At 34.0% G+C, this 16,827-nt stretch carries 14 protein-coding genes; 12 read left to right on the top strand and 2 right to left on the bottom strand.

The genetic code is table 11. The features are described 5' to 3' along the window. Positions 1–234: 234 nt before the first annotated feature. The 12 genes from PAND9192_RS09465 (at position 235) to PAND9192_RS09410 (ending at position 13,385) form a co-directional block, all read left to right on the top strand. The gene (locus tag PAND9192_RS09465) at positions 235–1,647 is read left to right on the top strand and encodes an undecaprenyl-phosphate glucose phosphotransferase (RefSeq protein WP_087853601.1); all 1,413 of its coding nucleotides are present in this window, start codon (positions 235–237) and stop codon (positions 1,645–1,647) included. A 3-nt stretch (positions 1,648–1,650) separates the two neighbouring features. Beyond that, on the top strand, positions 1,651–2,958 hold the full coding sequence (locus PAND9192_RS09460) for a hypothetical protein (RefSeq protein ID WP_087853600.1): 1,308 nt from the start codon (positions 1,651–1,653) through the stop codon (positions 2,956–2,958). Position 2,959: 1 nt separating this feature from the next. Continuing rightward, on the top strand, positions 2,960–3,493 hold the full coding sequence (locus tag PAND9192_RS09455) for a polysaccharide biosynthesis/export family protein (protein WP_087853599.1): 534 nt from the start codon (positions 2,960–2,962) through the stop codon (positions 3,491–3,493). A 17-nt stretch (positions 3,494–3,510) separates the two neighbouring features. Continuing rightward, on the top strand, positions 3,511–5,601 hold the full coding sequence (locus tag PAND9192_RS09450; RefSeq protein ID WP_087853598.1) for a GumC family protein: 2,091 nt from the start codon (positions 3,511–3,513) through the stop codon (positions 5,599–5,601). Beyond that, the gene (locus PAND9192_RS09445) at positions 5,601–6,809 is read left to right on the top strand and encodes a lipopolysaccharide biosynthesis protein (RefSeq protein WP_087853597.1); all 1,209 of its coding nucleotides are present in this window, start codon (positions 5,601–5,603) and stop codon (positions 6,807–6,809) included. The genes PAND9192_RS09450 and PAND9192_RS09445 overlap by 1 nt, the downstream gene beginning before the upstream one ends. After that, positions 6,810–8,198, top strand: coding sequence for a capsular biosynthesis protein (locus PAND9192_RS09440; RefSeq protein WP_087853596.1), 1,389 nt, complete (start codon positions 6,810–6,812; stop codon positions 8,196–8,198). It begins immediately after the preceding gene. A gap of 87 nt (positions 8,199–8,285) precedes the next feature. Further along, complete coding sequence (locus PAND9192_RS20940; RefSeq protein ID WP_087853595.1) at positions 8,286–8,768, top strand: serine O-acetyltransferase; 483 nt, start codon at positions 8,286–8,288, stop codon at positions 8,766–8,768. Then, entirely contained in the window at positions 8,768–9,994 is a 1,227-nt protein-coding gene (locus PAND9192_RS09430; protein WP_087853594.1) for a glycosyltransferase, read from the top strand. The genes PAND9192_RS20940 and PAND9192_RS09430 overlap by 1 nt, the downstream gene beginning before the upstream one ends. Positions 9,995–10,010: 16 nt before the next feature. Further along, entirely contained in the window at positions 10,011–11,219 is a 1,209-nt protein-coding gene (locus tag PAND9192_RS09425; RefSeq protein ID WP_087853840.1) for a glycosyltransferase family 4 protein, read from the top strand. A 61-nt stretch (positions 11,220–11,280) separates the two neighbouring features. Then, on the top strand, positions 11,281–12,390 hold the full coding sequence (locus PAND9192_RS09420; RefSeq protein ID WP_087853593.1) for a glycosyltransferase family 4 protein: 1,110 nt from the start codon (positions 11,281–11,283) through the stop codon (positions 12,388–12,390). A gap of 11 nt (positions 12,391–12,401) precedes the next feature. Next, positions 12,402–12,818 carry a hypothetical protein gene (locus PAND9192_RS09415; RefSeq protein ID WP_087853592.1) on the top strand — a complete coding sequence of 139 codons (417 nt, stop codon included), beginning with the start codon at positions 12,402–12,404 and terminating at the stop codon, positions 12,816–12,818. 108 nt (positions 12,819–12,926) lie between these two features. Then, positions 12,927–13,385 carry a hypothetical protein gene (locus tag PAND9192_RS09410; protein ID WP_087853591.1) on the top strand — a complete coding sequence of 153 codons (459 nt, stop codon included), beginning with the start codon at positions 12,927–12,929 and terminating at the stop codon, positions 13,383–13,385. A 44-nt stretch (positions 13,386–13,429) separates the two neighbouring features. Here the strand turns inward: PAND9192_RS09410 and PAND9192_RS09405 are convergent, their stop codons facing one another. Both PAND9192_RS09405 and PAND9192_RS09400 read right to left on the bottom strand, forming a co-directional pair. Next, positions 13,430–14,938, bottom strand: coding sequence for a DUF4832 domain-containing protein (locus PAND9192_RS09405; protein WP_087853590.1), 1,509 nt, complete (start codon positions 14,936–14,938; stop codon positions 13,430–13,432). Between the two features lie 150 nt (positions 14,939–15,088). Beyond that, positions 15,089–16,657, bottom strand: a complete 1,569-nt coding sequence (locus PAND9192_RS09400; RefSeq protein WP_234999055.1) for a DUF4832 domain-containing protein — start codon at positions 16,655–16,657, stop codon at positions 15,089–15,091. Positions 16,658–16,827 lie beyond the last annotated feature (170 nt).

Raw genomic sequence — 16,827 nt, 5'->3', positions numbered from 1 at the left:
ATTGTAAGTTGTTGTTTTTTTAGTTTATTATTTTATAGCGTCAATTTTATAACGCTTGCATATACTTATTTGGTATTTATTTAGAGGAAAAAGTGACAAATACTTGACGGTATGGTGGTTTTTTACAGTATAATTACATCGTAAACGCGAATTTATAAACGTGTAACTATTAGAAAGCAATGGAAATGACATTGCTCATTATAAAATTAGTAGTGCTAGAGGCTAGTTTAAGCTATGAAAAAACAAGCTATAAAAATAGCGGATGATGGTTATGCTGTATTAATAAAAGCCAGTGATTTTTTACTGCTCAATGTTACACTAACTTTTCTTATTTCTTTACGTAGTGTTAGTGAAACGGCTGTTGGCTTAGCGGCCAGTTTTCTTTTTGCAGTGATCTTTTTACTTATTGGCGAATACAGCGGGCTTTATAAGAAATATGTTCGTCAAGATTACGCCATTACGGTACTAAAAACGTTATTAACATTTTTCTTATCATTTTTGATATGGCGATTTTTGTGTCTGCAGTTGAACTCATTTGAAGGTGTCAATAATACACATTTAAATAGTGTGATTGTTTGGCAATGGATTGTGTTATCTATTGCGTGTGTGCTTTCTGTTAAGTGTTTAGTTATTTATGCTATTCGTGAATTTTTGAAGCGTAACTCTCACGTTAGACGAATTGCTATTTTGGGTATGACCAAAGGCGGTATTGCGATTGAACAAGCATTAAGAAAAGATATTCGTTTTCAACAATTTGAAATTTCTTATTTTGATGATCGTGATGCGAGTCGATTTGGCTATTTATCGAAAGCAAAGCTGCATGGAAATGTTGATCAATTGGTGCAGTTAGCTAAAAATGGTGAGATCGATGAAGTTTATATTGCTTTACCGATGGTAGCAAAAGATCGTATTCAGAAATGTTTAAGATTATTATCTGATACGATTGTTGAAACTTATCTTGTTCCTGATTTATATACTTATGATTTGAACGTCAGTCAGATCAATACTATTGGTAATGTTCAAACCTTCAGTGTTTTTGGCTCTCCGTTTGAAGGAATGGGAGCAGTATTAAAGCGTATTGAAGACATCATTATCAGTAGTATCATTATTCTGCTTATATCACCGGTATTAATTGCTGTTGCTATTGGTGTTAAGCGTAGTTCACCAGGCCCGGTGTTATTTAAACAAGATCGTTATGGCTTAGGTGGCAAGAGAATCCAAGTCTGGAAGTTTCGTTCTATGGGCGTAATGGAAAATGACGCTGTTGTTACTCAAGCAACCAAAAATGATCCTCGCGTAACTAAGTTTGGTGCGTTTATACGTCGTACATCATTAGATGAATTACCGCAATTTTTTAATGTATTGCAGGGGAGCATGTCAATTGTTGGTCCTCGTCCACATGCTGTAGCACATAATGAAGAATATCGCGTTCTTGTTGATAAATATATGCTACGTCATAAGGTTAAGCCTGGTATTACCGGTCTTGCACAAATAAAAGGCTTTCGTGGAGAGACTGATACATTAGATAAAATGGAAATGCGTGTTAAGTACGACCTACAATATATCCAGCATTGGAGTCTATCAAAAGACTTGCAGATTATTTTTCTGACTATTTTTAAAGGTTTTGTTAGCGAGACAGCGTACTAAATTATGTATTTATTTAAGACGAAGAATATTCATTTAGTATTAGTAGGTTGCGTTTGCGCAACCTGCAGTTTTGTTGCAAGTGCAGATAGTACTTTTCAAGACTCTAAGCATATAGATCCTTTTTTAGGTTTAGAATTTTCTTCATCAGTCAGTAGTGGTTATGGTTATGATGATAATGTTCTTCATCAGCTTGATAACAACATAATTAGTTCTGATTATTACTCATTAAAACCAGTATTTAGTGTGGTTGGTCAGCGTAATACTAAAAACTTTGGGCTTTATTATTCTGGTGATTATCGACATTATACAAATGATGAAGTTAAGGATGATAGCTATGATGATCATCAAGTTTATGGTGTTTTTAAATGGGAATTAGGTTTACGTCATCATCTAGAGTTAACCAGTAGTTATAGTCAAAACCACGAAGCTTTAGGGACGGGTGTGACAAATGGTTTTTTCTTTGATAATGGAGTAACGCAAAATAATGCAGCGACATTTAATAAGTTTAATATAAATCATGATATTGGTAAAACGAAGAAAAAAATAGATGCAAAATATACCTATGGTGCGAAAAACGCTAAAGGTAATCTAGTTTTTGACTTTTCACGAGAGTATACAGATTATGATATTCTTGATAGTTATCAGTCCGCTTTTAAAGAATACTTAAAGAATGAAAATGTTACAGAGAATAATTTTAAAGTAACATTCAGGCATCAATATACAGATAGGATGCGTTTTGATTATACTTTATTATATAAAGACTTTAGTTATTTAGATCACGATCGTGATAATGATGAGTTAATTGGCGCATTTTCTATTATTAGTCAATTTACGGGCAAGTCAAAAATAGAAGCGACAATTTCTAAAGTTCAAAAAAAGATGCAAAGCAGTAATTTTTCAGGTGTAAACTGGAATATATCTTACCAGTGGCAACCTGTTGATTATTCAACAATAATACTGAAAACGCTGAGTGAAGCAAAAGAACCTGATAATATTGGTGATTTTGTGCAATCTCTACAAAATAGTATTACTTGGCAGCATCAATTTTTAGGACATATAACAAGTAATTTATCATATAAACATATATCTGATAAATATCATATCCGAAAACGTAAAGATCGATATGATTATTTAGACTTGAGCTTAAATTACTTATTTAGACCGAAAGTTGAATTTAGTTTAGGCTATAAATATATGTTATTTCATACAAATAATAGTGCTGATCCTGTATTCATTGACGGCAACTCTTATATTAGAAAATTAGGTTATGAACAGAATCAATTTGGATTATCAGTCAAAGTGGCGATTTAAGATGAAAAATATAGTTTCTATTATTTTTATGTTAACAATGAGTTTTTTTATTAGTGCTAATGCATCTGCAGCAGCGTCAGAAAATCATTATTTACTTGGGCCTGGTGATCAAATTCAGATTCGAGTTTATAACGAAGATAACTTATCAATGAAGTTCACCATTGATGCTAGTGGTGATGTGATTTATCCATTAATTGGTAAATTACAATTGACGGGAAAGACACCTGATCAAGTTGCAATGGATATTCGTGATAAATTGAAAAATGGTTATATTAATAATCCGATGGTCACTGTAACCATACTTCGATTTAGACAAATATATGTTTCTGGCGAAGTCAAAGCACCGGGTAGTTATGAATACCGTCCAGGATTAACACGCGAGCAAGCTGTTGCTATTGCGGGTGGTTTTACTGATCGTGCCGATCGTAGTGATGTTGATATTCGTTTATCGAATGGTCAACTTTTAAAAGATGTATCACCAACTCAGGCTATAAATCCAGGTGATACGGTAATTATTGATCAAAGCTTTTTCTAATTTTAGGGTAAATAGAAATGTCGTCATTGTTTGTAGATGAAGGAAGTAAATTGGAAAGTACAATTGACTTTTCTCGCTTCCTCAAATCAGCAAAAAAAAATTGGTGGAAAGTTTTAGCATTTAGTGTAATTACAACGGGTGCTATGACACCGTTGGTATTAAAAATGCCACCAAAATATGAAGCTTTTGCTTCGGTATATCTGAAAGCAGATGAAACAAAGCCAACACTATTTGAGCAAGTTAGAAGTTTTGATGCGACTCGTAAAGAATATTACGAAACCCAGTATCAATTAATTAAAGCACGCCGTGTAGCTGCCTCAGTTGTTGATGATCTTAAGCTTTATAATGATCCTGAGTTTTATGGTAAATCAAAAAAACCATTAACATTGGCGCAAAAAAAAGACAATAGTGTAGCTTATTTATTAAAGCACCTTACTGTTTCTGCTGTGCGTAAAACACAATTAGTAGATGTTGGTTTTGAATCAGAAAAAGCAGTACTTGCAGCAGAAGTTGCAAATAGTGTTGTACAGTCTTATATCAACTATACCATTAATGATAATCGTAATGCGACAGACAATGCATCGGTATTATTAGGTAAGCAAATTGCTGATCTTAAAGTGGATTTGCAGAAAAAAGAAGATAATCTAAATGCTTTTTTAAAGAAAGAACATTTAATTACATTCCGCGGTATTGATGGTTTTCAAACTTCTGAATTATCACTATTAAATGAAAATTTGGCAGCGGCGGTTGCACAACGTGTACACAGTGAAGCTATTTATAAGACAGTAACTAGCCAAGCAAATTCTGGTATTAAAGCTGCTTCTATTCCTGAGATATTACGTAATCCGCAGATGGAAAACTTACATGTTAAGATTATCGATCAACGGACGCAATTATCTGATTTAGAGAAACGCTATGGTGCTAAAAATGAGCAAGTGATTCAAGCTAAATCAAGCTTAGCTATTTTACAGCAACAAGCTAATGTTGTTATTAAACAAATAGTTCAAGGCATTAAAGAACAGTACCAAGCTGCAGTTTTAAAAGAAAATCAACTGCAAGATTCTGTTAATAAAATGACTGCAAATTTCCAAAAGCTCGGTGATAAAAAGACAGAATACAATAATTTAGTTGATGGCATTACCAAAACACGTAAAATTTATAATCAGCTTATTCAACGTCAAAATGAAACTGAGGTTAATGGTCAGTTTGTAGAGTCTGCGGCTTCGATGATTGATCCGGCGTTGATTCCACAAAAACCAACAAAACCGAACAAAAAGCTATTAATTGCAGTTATTGCTATTATGTCTTTACTTATTGCGACGATATTCTTTGTTATTTTAGCGGCTATTAATAACAAAGTATTAACGATTAGTGAGATTAAGCGTCGTCTTGGCTTAGAAATTTTAGGTGAAATTAAACGCTATAAAGAGCCATTAACGGCTAAAAGTGTCATTGAAAGTAACAGTTCTATTCCATCTCTGGACGAAGCTGCATTTGGTATTCGTAGTGCGATACATTTGTTGAATACACAATCAAAAATGATTGCAGTATCGTCGACAATAACAAATGAAGGCACATCAACAGTGTCGGCATTGATTGCTAAATCATTAGCGGTTGATTCTCGTGTTTTGGTTGTCGATCTTGATTTCAGAACTAAAGCGTTAACAAAGGCATTAGCTGATCCACATCATGTTGGTATGAGTGAACTGATCACCCATAAAGCGACGAAAGATGACTGTATCATTAAGTTACCAAACTTCGATTTTATTACAACCGGTGATAATAAGACGTTATCTCCATTGGTGCTATTAACCAATAATAATTTGAAAACGTTATTTGCTGAATTTAACAATCAATATGACTACGTTATTTTTGATACTCCGGCTGTTGAACAAGGTAAAGATGCTGCACTAATAAGCCAACTTGTTGATGGTGTGATTTTTGTTGTTGAATCTAACCAGTTAAGTTCAAACCAAATTGTGAGTGCAATTAATCAATTACAGTCTAACAAAGCAAAATTACTGGGTTGTGTATTGAATAAAGTAAACGAAAAACTAATTGAAGCTGCTGAGAATATTAATCCAGTTAATGTGAAAGGGATTATTTAGTGAGCCTAATTAAGAGTGCTTCTACAATTGGTGGTTCATCAGTTATTTCGCAATTAATTGGTGCTTTTACCATTTTATTTATATCGTATCGCTACGGTATGTCTGCGGTTGGTAATTATGCATTAATGCTGGGTATCATCATGATCGGTGCCCAGGTTGCGTTATATGGCTCGCATTTCTTATTAACAAAAGTACGTGATGATGAGCTACAAATTGCGATTGTTTTTAGTTTTATTCAGTCATGGGCTGTAAGTGCACTATATATTTATTTAGTTCGTTTAAGTTTTGATTTGCCTTTTTGGCCGACTTATATATTAACGGCAAGTTATTCGTTAATGATCGTGTCTGAAAATGTACTGTTAAGATATAAATTATTTAATAAATTAGCTTTACAGCGTATTTCTGTAACTGTTGTTGTTTTTATCGCGGTATTATGTTCATGGAAAGATATTTATTTATATGATGTATGGGCGGTGTTTCATTTAAGCCTGATTAGCTATTGGTTGTATAAATATATTGATTTTAAAGGCTTTAAAGCCCGCGATTTTTATCCGACAACACAATGCAAATATATCGTAAGTCATTGGCAACATTTGTCTCGTATTGGCAGTGCTGAAGTTATTGCTAATGCGAGCTTACAGTTACCAACAATATTAATAAACCATTGGTTTAGCCCTCTGGTTGCTGGTTATTTTGCTGTTGTTAATCGTTTTTGTTTGTCACCAGTGCTTATTATGGGGCAATCGGTTCGAAATTATACATTTTCTAAATGGTCAGAAGATTTTCGTAATAAATTCTTTAACATAAAAGAATATCGTCAAGTAAGAGCGTTATTATTTGGGTTATCTGTTGTTGTCGTTATTGGTATCTATTTTGTTTATCCTTGGATAACAGAACGTTTCCTTAGCGAGCAGTGGGTACAATCAATTGCTACATCACGCATGATGTTACCTTATGTATTTGTCATGCTGGCATTTGTCCCATTAACTGTTGTCGAGTTAATTTTTGGCTCGCCTAATTACTTTTTGCGTATTCAATGTGAGCAATTATTAATTGTTGTTATTACATTCATTATATTGCCACTTATTTATAAAGATTATGCGTTGTCATTGATCATGTTTTCAGTACTCACTGCAATTAGGTACTTAATGATTTATATCAATATCAATAAGCGTGTACTGAAACTAAAAGAACAAGGTTTTAAATAAATGAATACGGGAGCATATTTCCAAGTCTATGTTTTTGTGACGTTAGTTTTTAGCGGCCTCGCACAGTATTTTACTAGCGTGAACGCTTTTCTATGGCTGCCGTTTTTAATGACGATAGGAATGGTGGCATTGCTCCCATTACAAACAAGGTATAATTTTAGACAGCTTGATCGTTTAGAAATTATGATAATTGTACTTTTTGTTGGACTTTTTGTTCTAGCATTAACGTCTTCCTTGTTGCAAGAGGGAATAAAGCCAACAATTGCAGGTATAAAAAACAGTCTTGGTATACCTTTATTATTATTATGTTTAATACTTGGCTTTTGTCGTGAATCACAGATTTATCGAATAACAGAGAAATTATATTGGGTTTTTTATGCTCAAATACCGGTTATTGTTTATCAAATACTGATTGTTGTCCCTGCGCGTGTCGCTGCGCAAGGTAAGATGGACTCTTGGGATTCAGTGGTAGGGACATTTGGCGGTAGCATGAACTCGGGGGGTAATGGTGCCTCAATGGGGCTGTTTGCGATGTTGATAATGCTCATGAAGTTATCTGAGTATAAGCACGGTGTTGCTACATTAAAATCATTATTGTTTCATTTAACAATTGGTTTTGCGATAGCGATAATTGCTCAAGTTCAATTTGTTGTGCTGTTTGCACCTATTTTCATGATGTATGTCTTTATCTTACCGAGTTATGTTAAAGAAGTTAAACCGGTAAATATAAAAACCATTATCCTAGGGATAGTCATTATTTCATTATTGGTAGGCGCATTTATAACAATATTAGCCGTTACGTATGCAAATCAATATTCAGCTAAGTTGGGTATTTGGGATATGTTTATGGATAATGTGGGTTATATTTTTAATACGCATGCGATTATTCCCGGGCTTCATGGCCGAGTGGATGAACTTGGACGTCTAACGTCTCTCTTTTTCTGGGCAAAGAACTCCACACTTCATGGTGTCGTAGACCAATTATTTGGTTATGGCTTAAATAGTTCGAACCCCGGTGGTGATACACCAGGCTATGTTTCAATGTTATTTAATTTAAATGTTGGCTCAACAGCACTTGCTATTTATTTGTGGGAAGTTGGGTTTGTCGGTACATCATTTTTAGTACTTATTTGTTTGTTAATTATTTGGAATTCTAAACCGAAACCAATGTTTTCAAAAGATGATTTATCTATAGCAGATATAAAATTATTATCACGACAGCCAGCTTTCATAGGTTTTGCGGTTGCAGGCTTAGTAACATTACCTTACGCGCCATTATTAGCATTAATTCCTGTGTATCAGTTTCAATTTTATTTATGTCTTGGTGCTATGCTTATAATCAGAAAAGTGACTATAAATAGAACAGTTAAAATGAATTGCATACGTTGATGTTATATTTATGTGTAATGTGTAGTTATTAGAAATATGGTTTGAAAGTAGAGATATTCTTCTCTCAATTAACTAAGGAGTAACAACATGTTAAAAAATAATAGTCCATTAGCAGCAAAATTTTTCATGTTAAATTTAAATTTGGCGTCACGTTATTATACCGATGGTCTTCGAGGAAAGCTGTTTATTATTAACTTGATTATATTGAAGTTTTTCAAGTTTTTTTGCGGATTAGATATACCAGCAAGAACAACAATTGGCAAAGGATTAATGATGTATCACCCTCAAAACATCGTTATTAATCAAGAGGTTGTTATTGGTGATAATGTCATATTAAAACATAATATTACGATAGGTAATAAAATCGATAAAATAACCGGTAAATATGTTTCACCAGTGATAGGTAATAACGTTGAGTTGAGTCCTGGTGTCATTATTTTAGGGGATGTTGTTATTGGAGATAATTGTATTATTGGTGCCGGGTCAATAGTTACTAAAAGCATTCCAAAAAATAGTATTGCAGTTGGTAACCCTGCAAAAGTTATAAAAATAATAGATGAGAAGTATTAATGGCTAGCAAGATAAAAATTATAAACTTTGTTCCAGAAGAGTTGCCATCATATCGTCCAGATGTTGATGTACTTTATTCTAAAGAACTGCCTAAACAAGGTGTTGAAACAACTATTGTTGGTATTCCTAAAAAAGAAGCAATTTTTATTAAGGGTAACGATACCACATTAATGACCAGTAAAAAGATGTCAAATAAACATCTGGATTCATTAGCTTATTTTTTTAATGCCTGTAAATTATCATTGCAAGCAAAAAAAGATGGATATGATGTTATTCAAGCGCGTGATATGGTTTGGGTCGGACTATTTACCTTGCTAGCCGCAAAATTAACTAAATTGCCCTTCACTTATTGGGTTTCATTTTTATACGCAGAAAGCAGAACGATGCGTGCAAAAGATAAAAATGAAAATATTCCACGTTGGAAGCGTCCAATTCTATTAGCAAAAGGCTTAATAGAAGAGTTTGTTCTTTATCGCTTTATTTTACCGCATTCTGATCGTGTTTATGTTCAAAGCGATTTCATGTTTAATTATATGAAAAATAAAGGTGTTGATCCTAAAACTATGATGGTTGTTCCGATGGGGGTTGATTTTGATAAAATCGATGAATCTGTAGCAACTGAGCCGAAATATATACCACAATGGCAAGATTCTATTGTTATTGGTTATTTAGGTAGTCTAGATCGATTACGTAAGCTAGAAACCATTGTTCAAGCTTTTAAGCAGGCAAAAGAGCAAGTACCGAACCTTAAATTATTGTTTGTAGGCGATTCTGAAATTACACGTGATCGTGAATGCTTAATAGAAGAAGCACAAAAGTTGGGCGTAGCTGATGATTTTATTATTACTGGCTGGGTTCCGACTCAAGAAGCTTGGGCTTACCTTAAAGGGGTTGATATGGTGATTGGTTTTATGAATCGAGGCCTATTACTTGATGTGTCAACACCAACTAAAGCAATGGAATATATGGCGCTGAAGAAAGCCATGATTTGCAATGATTCACCCGATCAGCAATATGTTATTGAACAGTCACATTGTGGTCGAGTTACAGATGGTAGCAGTGAATCTTATGCTAATGCGATGATTGATTTAGCCCAAAATCCAATGTCAGAACAAGAATTAGATGCTGGTTATAATTATATTAAAAACAATCGTTCTTACTCATATTTAGGCCAACAAGTTGCTGACGATATTAAGAATGTTTTAAATAAACACAATGCTTTGTGATAGTGAGTTAGGTTTTATGAAAGTTTTATTTGTAAATAAGTTCTTTTTCCCTCATGGCGGTGCGGAAACTGTTTTCTTGCAAGAGCGAGAAATGGTGAAAAATACGGAAGGTTTTGAGGTTATAGATTTTTCTATGAAACATGAGAAAAACTTACCATCAGAGCAAAGTGAATATTTTGTTGATAATGTTGATTACAATAATGAGCATGGTCTAAAGTCAAAATTAAAAGTTTCACGTGATTTTATTCATAATCAACAAGCTTGTGAAAAGTTTGAGCGCTTAATTATTAATGAAAAACCTGAAATTGTTCACTTCCACAATATTTATCATCAATTAACACCGTCAATTATCAAAATTGCTAAAAAGCACGGCTGTAAAACAATTCTTACGGCACACGATTATAAAGTTGCTTGTCCAGGTTATGGTTGTTTAATTGATGGCAAAGTGTTTGATGTTAAAAATATCAATGGCAGTTTTGTTAATTTATTTAAATATCAATGGCATGAGGGGTCATGGTCTAAAAGTTTCTTAATGTCATGCGAAGCTGTATTCCATAGTTTAAAGAAAAGCTATGAGAATATTGATACTTTTGTTGCGCCTTCGGCGTTTATGAAAAGTATGATTAAAACGCGTTTACCCAATGCAAATGTACAAGTTATTGTTAATGGTATTGATGCTAGTACAACTGAAATTGGCGAAGACGGTGGCTACTTTCTTTATTGTGGCCGTCTAAGCCCAGAGAAGGGCGTACCAACTTTAGCACAAGCGCATAGCTTAATGAAAGCAGACGTACCACTGAAGGTATTGGGTAATGGTCCTGTTAAAGAGTTAATTGAACAACAGTATCCAAATGTTGAATTACTTGGTTTTCTACAAGGTGATGAGCTGTTTAATATCATTAAAAATGCGAAGGCAGTTATTGTCCCTTCTGAGTGGTATGAAAACTGTTCAATGTCAGTGATTGAAGCAATGAGCTACGGTAAGCCTGTTATTGGTGGCAATATTGGCGGTATCCCTGAGCAAGTTGTTGATGGTGAAACTGGCTTCTTATTTGAGCCTGGTAATGCACAGGAACTTGCAGATAAACTTGATATATTAGCGACTAATCCAGAGTTAGTTAAGTCGATGGGTTTAAAAGCTAGAGAACGGATGGTTAATAAATATTCACTTGAAGTTCATAAGCGTGAACTTATTGAGTTATATCATTCATTAGCTGGTAAGTAGATATATCGATCTAAAGTCAGTCTAATTTAGGCTGACTTTTACTTAAATAAGAAGGGTTGTTGTGAAAGAATCAATTTTAGTTTTAGGTACACGTGGTATTCCTAATGTACCTGGTGGCGTTGAATCTCATTGCCAGTCGTTATATCCACTATTAGTTAAAAAGTATGATTTAGATATAACAGTTACAGCGCGTAAACCTTATGTGCCTTATTCAGAAAGTGTTTATGAAGGCGTTAAGTTAAAAGCTTTACCGACAGTAACAAATAAATCTTTAGAAGCTCCTTTACATTCATTTTTAGCTGCTTTGTATGCAATTAAAACTGGCGCAGATATTGTCCATGTACACGCAATTGGCTCTGGCTTAGTGATTCCATTGTTACGGTTGTTTGGCAAAAAAGTTATTTTTACTCACCATAGTCAAAACTATGATCATCAAAAATGGGGTAAATTAGCCAAGTTTATTCTTCGCCTTGGTGAAAAGTGGGCGATGAAGTATTCATCAGAGGTCATTGTTATTTCTGACTTTATGCAAAATTTAATGGCTGAAAAATATGGGCGCAAGGATACTCATTTAATTTTTAATGGTGTTCATGAGCCACAGTTACCACAACCAAGTAAGATTAATGAATACCTATCTAAATATAATCTTGATCCTCGAGGTTATGTGGTTGCAGTTGGGCGTTTTTCACAAGAAAAAGGCTTAGATGTTTTATTAGAAGCCTACAAGCTTAGTGGTATTAAAAAAACATTAGTATTGGTTGGTGATAGTGATCATGCAACAGAATATAGCACTAAGCTAAAACAAACAGCTAAAGAAACAGATAATGTTGTCTTAACTGGCTTTTTGTCTGGTGAAGAATTACACAGTATATTCTCGCAAGCAGATACGTTTGTATTACCTTCGTTTAGTGAAGGATTACCAATTGCTTTATTAGAAGCAATGTCATTTTCTTTACCTGCTATAGTCAGTGATATCCCTGCTAATAAAGCCGTACATTTAAAGGACGATTGTTACTTTAAATGTGGTGATAGCCAAGATTTAGCGGATAAGCTTGTAAAGACAATTGATAATCCTCTTGTCTCGTATGCTGAATATCTAAAAAATTATGATTGGGATTTGATTGCAGAGCAGACATATGACGTTTATAAACAGTCTGTGATGAAGAAATAAGAGTGTAAATAATGTTACCTAATAATTATTCAGATCAAGAACAGGCTATTATTACTCGTTTTTTTAAGTCTATTCCAAAAGATCTTTGTGCATCTTTGAGTAATGATCAAGTAAAAGCGATAGAAACCGCGATTGTGTCCAATACAGTTCGAAGTGAACATTGTGTTGATGTTCGACCAACGATTGGTTTTGGTAAGTGGCGTTATTATGCGGTTCTATTAGTTGGACGAGATCGTCGCTCAGAAAAAAGAAAGAATGGTTCATTATCATTATTATGTAAATCACTGAGTATTATTTTTGGTGCTATTATATTATTTATGTCTGCAGTATTGACGATGTATTTAATTAAATCTGCATTAGGTATTGATATATTTAAACACTTTTCATTTGGTGTTTGGGATGCATTTAAAAACACATTTATAAAATAATTTGTATGTATTTGACGATCTTTATTTGATATATCAATAAGGTAGACTGTTGGAATAAATGAGAGTAGATTTCCGCATACTTAATAACTAGTATAAGATCGTAACGTCATGAAAAAATTATGTTTTGCACTCAGTTTAGTGGCTGCTTCTCTCTCTACTTCAGCTTTTGCTGATTCAAGTATAGATAGTAATAATGGTGAGTGGCAAGACTGTGGTCCTGCAAAAGTTGAAGCTATTCGTATTGAACATGGCGCTATTTTTGCTTATTTAAATAATCCGTCTGAACATTGGAAGGCATGGAAACGTATAGCGTTAAATAAATCTAATAAAGATTATATGTCTAAACCAATGCAGTTGTTAGCGCGCTCTAATTTGTCATCTGCTCAACAGCAACAATTAGAAGAACATTTACGTTTTAAAACTGAAATGCAAAGTTCGCAGTTTCAGTCAATACTAGAAAATGCATTACTTCACAATAAAAAGGTTGTTGTGCGCTTCCCTGGCACAGAAACTTGCAGTGCTGATAATTGGACATCTAATGCAGTAATGATTCAATTAAATAAGTAATCTTTACTAAAAAGCGTCAAATATAATTATTTGACGCTTTTTTATTATTTAATTGTAATTGAGGTTAATTGGAACCACTTATTTTTAATTTCACCATTTATACCTAATAATACTTGTGGCTGATGAGTGTTAGGCTTAACCATTGCAATATCAACGTAGTATTGTCCCTTACTAATTTTTTTAGGCAGGGTAAATGTATTATTTTGATTGTAAATAGGAGCCTGACTGGTAGTATTAGCTGCTGGCATCCACTGGGTAATATTATTATTAGTATTGAAATAATAGATATCTTTATTATTTTTGCTTCTTAATCGCCATACAATAGGGTAGTTATTATAACTAGGTGCAACTCCAACATTCTGCCATTGTGAGTCAAAGGTGATACTGGTTCCTGGTGTGAATTCACTCGTTACTTGAATATGGTTTAGGTTAAAACGATAGCCTAGTTTTTTTATTAAAGCGTGTAACAGTGGCTCATATTGTGTTGGTATTTTTGTCGATTTTAAATTAAATAATGATGTGTGGAAGTTCAAGATAGTATCAAATGTTTTTTTAACCTTTTCCAGAGTATAGATTTTAGGTTGTTTTCCCCAATCAACCATATCAGTGCATATTTCTAAATCAACCGGAGCATGCTGCCAACGATTTAGAAAATCTTTGTCAGGATAAGTATTTTTTATGTTTCCTTGACCTTCGATATGCTTAATCGTTTGTGGGTAACCCTCTGCCATGTGATTCCAACCATGACTCCAATCACCGATACAATCAGCTCGCCAACCTAAACCATGCAGTGTTGCATAACTTGTTGTGTTGTCGCTGGTTGTGCCAATACTCATAGTGAGCATTTTATTTGGAAATGCTTGTTGCATCATAGTGATATAAGGAATGAGATCTTTGGCTTTATAACCGTGTTTGCCCAATGTTGGCGCTGGATCTTTATAGTGGGTTGCAAGATGCCATTCTCCCCATGTACCGACTAAACCCACATCTAAGCGTAATATAGTAGGGTTATGATCATAGCGTTTTCCCATGGCATCAATAAAACGTTTGAGGTCGGATTTAAAAATTTTATTTTTGTAATTGATGATAAAGCTATTATCATTTTTGCATATAGCGTGGGTTTTTGGATCTATTTGTTTTTTTAACCAGCAAGGAATACCGAGTATTTTTTTTCCTGCGCGAGGAGAAGGTTTGTAATAGGTATCGTTCAGTCCTGCCATTGTCATAAAACGAATGACGATTTTTTTATTTTGGGCTCGAGCTGCTTTGATCGTATCATCTATAAGTTTATAATTATAAACACCTTCTTCTGGTTCTAATTGTTCCCAATACCAACGGTAATAAACAACACTTGTTTCTGGATAAGATGGCTCAGACCAATACGGATCACTATGACGATTAATCGTTTGATGATCTGTAATTCCTATATCAGGGTTAACAAGAATACCATTATTAACCGATGGCGTGTAATTGATCGTGATTGGTGTTGCTTGCGCTAATATCGGAGTGATAATAGCGAAGAGACTAACAATAATAAAATGGTTATATTTCATGCTAAATGCCAATTCTTAATAATACTGAAGTATAACATGTATATTAATTGGCATATCAGTTGAGTGTAAACTTAGTGATTTATTGCGAATTGGTTTTTAGATTAAAGGCTAACATCGTGCTAGCCTTTAATTATTATGAGAATAAAATGATCAATAGTTATTCATTAAGTAAATGGATTTGATTTGATGCCATTTATCTTTTCTCATTCCTTCAACACCCAATTTTATTGCTGCTTCATGAGTATTTGGTTTTACTAATGCTACATCAAGGAAGTAGTGATCATCTTTAATATTTTTAGGCAATGTAAAACTGTTCTTTTGAGTGTGTTTGGGTGCAATATCCTCTTTATTATCGGCTGGTAGCCAATTACGAATATCATTATTTGTTTCAAAATAAGCGATGACATTATTGTTGCTGTCTCGTAATCGCCATACGACAGGATAATTATTATAACTTGGCGCGACACCAGTGTTTATCCAACTAGAGTTAATTAAAATCGGCGATCCGGCTTTAAAGTTACTGGTAATTTCAACTGTATTTAATTCAAATCTATAGCCAACTTTTTTAAGAAAATCATCTAATAATGGTTGATATATTTCAGGAATATTTCCTGATTTTAGGTTTAATAATGATGTATGCATATCAAGTGCTGTATCAAATGTTTGTTTAACTTTTTCAACCGTATAAATGTCTTTTTTAGCTGCCCATTCATCGACAGTGTAACAAATTTCAAAATCAACAGGCGCTTTTTTCCAGCGTTGAAGAAATTTAGGATCGGGGTAGCTATTATGGGTATTTCCAATTCCTTGAATGTGCTCGATGGTTGAAGGGTAACCTTGCTCCATATGATTCCAGCCTGGCTCCCAGTCACCCAGACAATCTGCTCGCCAGCCATAATTTCGGTTGGTGCTATGGCTTAATATATTTTCATCGTTTGAACCGAGATACATAACCAATGTTTTATTGGGAAACGCTTCTTTCATCATTTTAGGAAATGGTAATAAGTCCGCATCTGTATAGCCATGGTTGCCCAATGTTGGTCGTTCATAGCCTTTATGTGATGCTAAATTCCATTCCCCCCATGTGCCAACAAGACCGACATCGAGACGCAAAAGATTAGGATTATTGTTATAGCGTTTACCCATGGCATTAAGGAATCGTTTAAGGTTCTTTTTAAATACCGGATTTTTGTAGTCAATTGTATAGCTATTATCATCAGTGCAGATATCACCCGTTGTATTTGGGTCAATTTTTTTCTTTAACCAACATGGAATTCCCAATATTTTTTTGCCTGCATTGGGTGAGTTACTATAGTAGACATCATCTACGCCAGCCATCGTCATAAATCTAATAATGGTTGTTTTTCCTAATGCTGCTGCTTGATTGATAGTATCGTCAATAAGTTTGAAATTATATTTTCCTTTTTGTGGCTCTAATTCTTCCCAATACCAACGGAAATAAACCACAGATGTTTCTGGATGGGTTGGTTGATTCCACCACGGATCATTTTTAATATTAAAAGAATGATGCTCCGTAATACCAATATCTGGATTTATAAGGATGTTATCTATTGTTGATGGTGTTGTTGTGATTGTTGTTTCTTGTGCCATTACGACGTGACTTAATGGCAAACTAGCAAAACTTAGCAGGCATAGTTTAGTGATTAATTGTAAAGTCATCTTCTTGAAAGCAATCGATTTATTAGTGCTTGCTTGCATGGTTATTCACTCGCGGAATAGTAAACAAAGATACATAGTTAATATGTATTGGTCGAGTTGAACTATGCCAAAAAAAATTTTTTTGAAAAGTGGAATTGTCGGAATCGGAATCACATTTTTCAATAATGGTAATTGTATTTGTGGGACTAATGTTACGGTAATGTTTTTGG

It is taken from the genome of Photobacterium andalusiense (genome assembly GCF_900185625.1).
Taxonomy (GTDB): domain Bacteria; phylum Pseudomonadota; class Gammaproteobacteria; order Enterobacterales; family Vibrionaceae; genus Photobacterium; species Photobacterium aquimaris.
Note: the sequence above shows the minus strand (reverse complement) of the source record. Positions and strands in the feature narration are given on the sequence as shown.

What these genes read in the sequence shown, in the direction of transcription:
- PAND9192_RS09465 (WP_087853601.1), top strand. Translation starts at nt 235, where the DNA reads ATGAAAAAACAAGCTATAAAAATAGCGGATGATGGTTATGCTGTATTA.
- PAND9192_RS09410 (WP_087853591.1), top strand. Translation starts at nt 12,927, where the DNA reads ATGAAAAAATTATGTTTTGCACTCAGTTTAGTGGCTGCTTCTCTCTCT.
- PAND9192_RS09460 (WP_087853600.1), top strand. Translation starts at nt 1,651, where the DNA reads ATGTATTTATTTAAGACGAAGAATATTCATTTAGTATTAGTAGGTTGC.
- PAND9192_RS09400 (WP_234999055.1), bottom strand. Translation starts at nt 16,657, where the DNA reads ATGCAAGCAAGCACTAATAAATCGATTGCTTTCAAGAAGATGACTTTA.
- PAND9192_RS09455 (WP_087853599.1), top strand. Translation starts at nt 2,960, where the DNA reads ATGAAAAATATAGTTTCTATTATTTTTATGTTAACAATGAGTTTTTTT.
- PAND9192_RS20940 (WP_087853595.1), top strand. Translation starts at nt 8,286, where the DNA reads ATGTTAAAAAATAATAGTCCATTAGCAGCAAAATTTTTCATGTTAAAT.
- PAND9192_RS09425 (WP_087853840.1), top strand. Translation starts at nt 10,011, where the DNA reads ATGAAAGTTTTATTTGTAAATAAGTTCTTTTTCCCTCATGGCGGTGCG.
- PAND9192_RS09450 (WP_087853598.1), top strand. Translation starts at nt 3,511, where the DNA reads ATGTCGTCATTGTTTGTAGATGAAGGAAGTAAATTGGAAAGTACAATT.
- PAND9192_RS09430 (WP_087853594.1), top strand. Translation starts at nt 8,768, where the DNA reads ATGGCTAGCAAGATAAAAATTATAAACTTTGTTCCAGAAGAGTTGCCA.
- PAND9192_RS09405 (WP_087853590.1), bottom strand. Translation starts at nt 14,938, where the DNA reads ATGAAATATAACCATTTTATTATTGTTAGTCTCTTCGCTATTATCACT.
- PAND9192_RS09415 (WP_087853592.1), top strand. Translation starts at nt 12,402, where the DNA reads ATGTTACCTAATAATTATTCAGATCAAGAACAGGCTATTATTACTCGT.
- PAND9192_RS09440 (WP_087853596.1), top strand. Translation starts at nt 6,810, where the DNA reads ATGAATACGGGAGCATATTTCCAAGTCTATGTTTTTGTGACGTTAGTT.